Below are 6,000 nucleotides of genomic sequence, written 5' to 3'. Positions count from 1 at the left end.
AAGCCGCGCGACGATCTCGCCCGGCTCGATGCGGTAGCCGCGGATCTTCACCTGATCGTCGTTGCGGCCCAGGAACTCAAGATTGCCGTCCGGCAGATAACGTGCAAGGTCGCCGGTCCGGTACAGCCGATCGCCCTCGACAAAGGGACTGGCGATGAAGCGTTCGGCGGTCAGCTCAGGGCGGTTGAGGTAGCCCCGTGCCACCCCCGCCCCGCCAATGTAAAGCTCGCCGACCGCGCCGAACGGCACGGGCGCGCCATAGCCATCCAGCAGGTACACCCGCGTGTTGGCAATTGGACGCCCGACGTGAGGCATCTGGGCCCAACATGACGGATCAGCTGCAAGGTGGTGCTCGGAAATGACGCTGATTTCCGTGGACCCATATTGATTGATCAATCTCGCGTTCGGATGTGCTTCGAAGAACGCCCTGAGCAGTGGAGTGGCCTGCAATCGCTCGCCGGCAGTATAAAGCTCTCTTAAGGAGGGCAGCTGCACGCGCTGCGTGCTCCAGACTTCCGCAAAATGATTCAATGCCACGAACGGGAGGAAAAGCCGCTCGATCGCTTCCCGCTCTACAAATTCCAGCAGGTCGGAGAAGCGCCTCCGGGTCTCTTCCCGCACGAGCACAAGCACTCCGCCGTCCTTCCAACAGATGAACAATTCCTGGCAGGACACATCGAAGTTCAGGGTCGCGAATTGAAGTGTGCGCAGTTTTGACGTGCCAATCCCCGCAAGCGAATTTACAAGCGCGCCGTGGGACATTTCCACGCCCTTTGGGATTCCGGTTGAGCCGGAGGTATAGATGACATAGGCGAGATGGCATGATGTGAGGCCAAGCGTGCCCAGGTCCGGGTTCGAAGCCGGCCGCCCGGCCCAGGCCGGGGTCGTCTCCAGATCGACCACAGTCACACCGGCCACGGCCTCCGCACCCAATGCCGTCAGACCGCCGGCATCGCAAAGCAGCAGTTTCGGGTCTGCATCGCCAACAATCTGCCGCAGCCGCGCCGACGGATAAGCCGGATCTAGCGGCAGATACGCGCCACCCGCTTTCAGGATCGCCAAGAGACCAACCACCATCGCCAGGCTGCGTTCGAGGCAGATCGCCACCGGCTGGTCCGGCTTGACCCCGAGCTCGATCAAATGATGCGCCAGCCGGTTGGCCCGCGCATTGAGCTCGCCATAGCTCAGTCTCTCTTTCTCATAGACCACCGCCACCGCTTCCGGTGCCTTTTGCACCTGCGCCTCGAACAGCTCATGGATACATCGCTCAAACGGATAAGGCGCCTCCGTCCGATTCAAATCCTCAAGTAGATACGCGCGTTCGTCGGCGGCCAGAATGTCTATTCGGCCGACAGGCTGCCCAGCATCGGCCATCACGCCGCGTAACAACGTTTGCAAATGCTGCGTCATGCGGTCGATCTGCTTGGGCGCTAATCGAGCGGCGTCAAAATGCCAGCGGAAGCTCCCATCCAGAGCGCCAACCTCCAAGGTCAGCAAATCGCCGCATAAGGGTTGGCCAGCCTTGTGGCTCGTCGTCAGATCGTCAGCGACGGGACAGCTCTCTGTCGTGATTGCAATACCAATCGGCCAAGGCTGGCACGCCCGTAGCGCCTCCACTCCTCGCAATGTCGGGCAGCGCGCGATAAGATCTCGGGTAAAGCTAGCGTGCGCCCTCAGCTGAGCGACTTCGGCCGCTACGGTTTTGCGCACTTCTTCAAAATCGAGAGCAAGCTCAATGCAAACATCCATCGGCACGACGGAGGCCATTAAGAGTTTGGAGCCAGTTTGCAATCGGTCCCATGCGGGCTTCCATCCCAGTTGAAGCTCTTTTTGCCCCGTGATCCGAGCGAGATAGATCAGCCAAGCCGCTACCAAATATTCCGAGCGATCTTGTGGGGAAAGCTTAGCCAAACCGCCTTGGCTAAACCATGAACTCGACTGCCATCGGGAAGGCGCCGCAGCCACGGACGATGAGACGAAAGGAGGATGCAATCTGCTAAACTGCTCGAGCCGCCGTCGCCAAAACTCCTCCCCACGCGCCAGCCGTTCATGCGCGGCAGATATGCTCTGCTCCTGCTCATCGCTCAAGATCGGAAGGCGACTTTCTTGATTCACGCAAATCGCTCACATCGGTTCGGATCTGTTATCGGGCCTTGGCTGGTCCGCATTGATGTGACGAAACCCTTCGTCGAAGCAGATCACTCAATCTTCCTGCCAACCTTCCGCATCACCAAATAATATGGTGTCAGCAGTATCGCCGCAGCCACTCAACCGCGTCAGAGTTTCTGGCAAGCGTCCTCATCGAACGATTTCTCCTCTATGGCGCCCTTTAGACGATTACGCATGTATCGTGCCAAAGGTGAAATCGAGTGCAATCAGTGCGATAGCCACAGCACTGCTGTGTCAGCTGTCCAACAGCGTCGCCAGACATCGTACAACTGAGCGCGGTATCAATCGGCACAAGCCCCCGCCCGCCCGGTATTCCGGGCAAGGGAAAATGGACCTGGAATGCCAAAGTACTTTGTCAGCTCAGCCTAACCGCATCGCGTGCGCCTTTCGTAAAAGGTCCGCGCGTGCGGTACGAGGCAGTGCTAGATCGCTCGAGTAAATGCTTCTCGCAATTAGCGGCAGTTCATATTGGATTGGCGCTTCTTCGCATCGCTCAATATGTGGAGCCTGCCGGGTCGCCCAGCTTGTGGCGCTCGGTCCCGGTGAGGGGCGGGTTGAAGATGCTCACGAGGATCATGTCGTTGTCCCGTCCCCCGCGCAGGAAATGCTTGTCATGCTTGTCAAGCACATACATGTCACCCTTGCGAATGGGAAAGACATTGCCGTCCATGTCCTCGACCTCGCCCTCGCCGCCGATGCAATAGCAGGCTTCCAGATGATTCCGGTATTGCAGAAGCGAAACGGTGTTAGCGCGCACCACGGTGTGGCAGATGCTAAAACCCATGCCGTCCTTATCCGTCAGAAGGCGGTGGCTAGTACCATTGCCCCAATCGACGAAGTGATCGGATGCTTCGACGTCGCGCAGGCTACGCACAATCATATCGATTGCCCGGTGCAGGTTGAAGTGATCGATCTAAAAGCTGGCCATTGTTCTTGCCCGGAACTGCGACCTCCCTGTCGCGCGGCCGACTGCGGTCTGTCGAAACAACCAACCGTCGGTCGCGGAGAGCCCGTGCAGCAGTCGCATGGGATCGGCTACACGCAAAAGGCCTGCCATTTGTCCGACGGCGACGAGTGAAAATATCGGCGCGAGGGTATTTCGCCGCCGAGCCCGATCGGTGCGTACCAACTTGATGCTTCACCTTTCGCGTGGTGCCGCCGCTTACATTTGTATTCCCCAGAATGCTGCTGGAGATATTGCCGGTGACGTAAACTGTCTCCAATCGCAGATTTGGCAAGTCGTTTCCTTCCTTGCTGTGCCTCTCGCCGCGAATAGGGTTCCGCAGCGTCTCAGCCAGCAGAGCAAATCTCATGCCGTGGTCGCAGGCCGATGAAAGATGAAGTTGTGGCTGTCTCAGCTGGCTACGAGTGAGAACGATTTGGCTGGGCGTGTAACCAATCTAACAAACTGCCGAGATATGGCCGAATACAAACAGGTCCGGAGCGGGAATCGGTCGAACAGTGCTGCTTTCTAATCCGCTATGGGCAAATGATTGAGCACCTGATACCCGAGCCGAATGAACTCACGTGCAGGTCAGCAGATCAGGTCCTGGGGCTAGGACGACAGCGGGCGGATATCATCGATAGTTGCCGGTCGCGAGCTCATGATGATGCTGTCGGCGAGAAATCGCGTCGTCCCGGATGCGCGCGTCGTTCGCGCCTCCGCACCTAGCTTGCCCACATGTCTACCCCCTTCGGAAGGCTAAACGCGAGCGGGAAGGTCTCGGCCGAAACAGACTCGAGGGCGGGTCTGCTCTTCGGTGAGGCGTCTTTCAATGAACTGACGTTCGACATCCGACAGGTTCGACTTCAGCAGGCGAGAATAGCGATGGATGTTGGTACGGTGAGCCCGAATGCGAGCCAAATATCATCGAGCATCCTGGACGCTCCTGAGGCCGTCGCAATCTCTACGAAGAGATATTCAGGCGAGCATGTCATCGATCAACGGGCCGCCTGCCATTGCATCTCGGAAGCCGTTCGGCAGGCGGAGACCATGCTAGGTATCATTCCTTCCCCCAGCTAGCATTTGCATCGCGACGATCCGCAGCGTTTTTGGCGCGCCATACACTGTCTTTCTGCTCGGCTAGTCGCTCAAACAGAGCTGGACGCTTCTAAGGCGCAAGGAATAGGCGGTCACGCCCCCGGCGCCGGACGCTTGTCGCTAACAAGCTCGCCCGTCAGTATTCTCTCCCGACGAGCTGAACATCGTTCGGCGATTGTGCTATACGCATCTTCGTTGAGAACAGCATTGTTTGAGAGTTTCGATGTCTCTTTCGATTGAATTGATTGTCGACGGCTATGTGAAACTGAACAACCGCAGCGCGCTGGAGAACCTTCTGGCGCATCGTCGGGAGCTACTGCAGCAGTTGAACTCCGTTACCGGAGTTGATTCGAAGCCAGCGATCGCTCAGGTCAGTCAAGACATCACAGTGATCGAAAGGGCACTTGCGGCGCTCGCACAGGAGTAAACAGCAATGGCGCACCGGCTCGATGGCGCTCCGGCGTCGAACACTGAGTTCGCCCTTACTTCCGGATAAAGGCTACTAGCGCGACGCCTCACCGGCATCGTGACGCGCGAGGGTGCGTGCGCCAAGGCTTGGATGCGCTGCCAGTTGTGCGAGCTCTCTCGTTTCAACGATCGGCCTCGCAGCGCACAACGCGCCAACCGACTCACATCGGAGAATGCCGCGTCTTTGGAGACGTTAGGCCGCCATCGATTTGCGACCACGATACACCTCTGCGAGCTAGCCGGATCACTATGCCGCAGGCGACGCGACGCGCGCGCGAACCTGGATAGCAGGCCAGGATCTTCAGCACTGTGACTTGGAACTTCACCTCAATGACAAGCCATGTCCTAGATCTATCGCCACATCGTTGGTGCTCTGGAAAGAGCTTCCTGACCGATCTGTTTAAGCAGATCGGGGCGCGTCTCACCTCTGGTGGCGGCCTCCAGGATTGTGGAGGCAACGTAGGTGCGGACGCCAGCGTCATACGGTGAGACGCTTTCGCAAACCTCATCCAGGATCTTGCGCAGAAGCGCGGTCGTGACACCGTCCAGCATTGGGAGATCTCCCTCATGCCATCGAGGAAGATAGTGAGCATTTGCTAGACCGCAACTCGATCGCTGATCCATTGCGGCAGCTCGCTTGATCAGCCTGCTTTTGTCTTCTCGTCGGCCGCCTCAGCTTAACAGACAAGCTTGCTAGAGCTCAGAGGCCAATGTGAGCGCCCTGCGATCATGCTCTGCGATTATGTACGGCATGCTCGGCGATCTATTGCGCGCCGGACTAACTGGGCGGCTGCGGCAGGCCAATGCTCTGCCCTGCTCCGATGTCGTTTCATGAGACGGCACCTATCGTCTCCAAACCTGAGCGCTTGGCATCCTGGACCGTGGGAGGATTTCGCGATCAATTGTTGCGGTGAAGCATATCTTTTGGCCAAAAAACAGCGCCCGCCCCGCGTCCGGCGACGAAATCGGGCTAGGATCGGGCGCCCGCGCTCAGTGCCCCCTTGAGTCGCCTCTGGCCGCTCTTCAGGGAACTTAGCTTTATGCAGCCTGACGAGATCGCCTGCGCGATCGCGAAGTAATTTCATGGTCATGGGCGTGTGGATTTTGATCCATAATCGCACGTATTGGCAGCACACGATCTTGAGCGACTCTCCTATGACAATGCCCGCTTGCAGGCGGATGATCTCGGCAACGACTTGCCTTTTGGATATATAAGCCTAGTGTAGCTGAAGGACCCCAGCACGGACACGCGAACGTCCCGTGAAGATTCATCGGGCGCGCTGCCGCAACGCAGGATTCGAGCGCGAGAGCGCGGCTCGTTG

At 58.2% G+C, this 6,000-nt stretch carries 5 protein-coding genes; 2 read left to right on the top strand and 3 right to left on the bottom strand.

Features of this window, described 5'->3' with window-relative positions; translation table 11 throughout:
* Positions 1-1,911, bottom strand: a 1,911-nt coding sequence (locus XH88_RS09125) for a non-ribosomal peptide synthetase (RefSeq protein WP_271615056.1), incomplete at its 3' end; no start/stop codon positions are given.
* A gap of 75 nt (positions 1,912-1,986) precedes the next feature.
* Between XH88_RS09125 and XH88_RS09120 the strand changes: the two genes are divergently transcribed.
* Positions 1,987-2,238 (top strand): hypothetical protein, encoded by a 252-nt coding sequence (locus XH88_RS09120; RefSeq protein ID WP_271615055.1) that lies wholly within the window; start codon positions 1,987-1,989, stop codon positions 2,236-2,238.
* Positions 2,239-2,662: 424 nt separating this feature from the next.
* Here the strand turns inward: XH88_RS09120 and XH88_RS09115 are convergent, their stop codons facing one another.
* Positions 2,663-3,049 carry an ectoine synthase gene (locus XH88_RS09115; protein WP_128948100.1) on the bottom strand — a complete coding sequence of 129 codons (387 nt, stop codon included), beginning with the start codon at positions 3,047-3,049 and terminating at the stop codon, positions 2,663-2,665.
* A gap of 1,384 nt (positions 3,050-4,433) precedes the next feature.
* On the opposite strand from XH88_RS09115, the gene XH88_RS09105 reads away from it, so the two are divergent.
* Entirely contained in the window at positions 4,434-4,637 is a 204-nt protein-coding gene (locus XH88_RS09105; RefSeq protein ID WP_271615054.1) for a hypothetical protein, read from the top strand.
* Between the two features lie 392 nt (positions 4,638-5,029).
* Here the strand turns inward: XH88_RS09105 and XH88_RS09100 are convergent, their stop codons facing one another.
* The gene (locus XH88_RS09100; RefSeq protein ID WP_271615053.1) at positions 5,030-5,230 is read right to left on the bottom strand and encodes a hypothetical protein; all 201 of its coding nucleotides are present in this window, start codon (positions 5,228-5,230) and stop codon (positions 5,030-5,032) included.
* Between the last annotated feature and the right edge of the window lie 770 nt (positions 5,231-6,000).

It is taken from the genome of Bradyrhizobium sp. CCBAU 51627, from assembly GCF_028128765.1.
In the GTDB taxonomy this organism is placed as follows: Bacteria; Pseudomonadota; Alphaproteobacteria; order Rhizobiales; family Xanthobacteraceae; genus Bradyrhizobium.
This window is presented reverse-complemented; position numbering and strand designations above follow the sequence as displayed.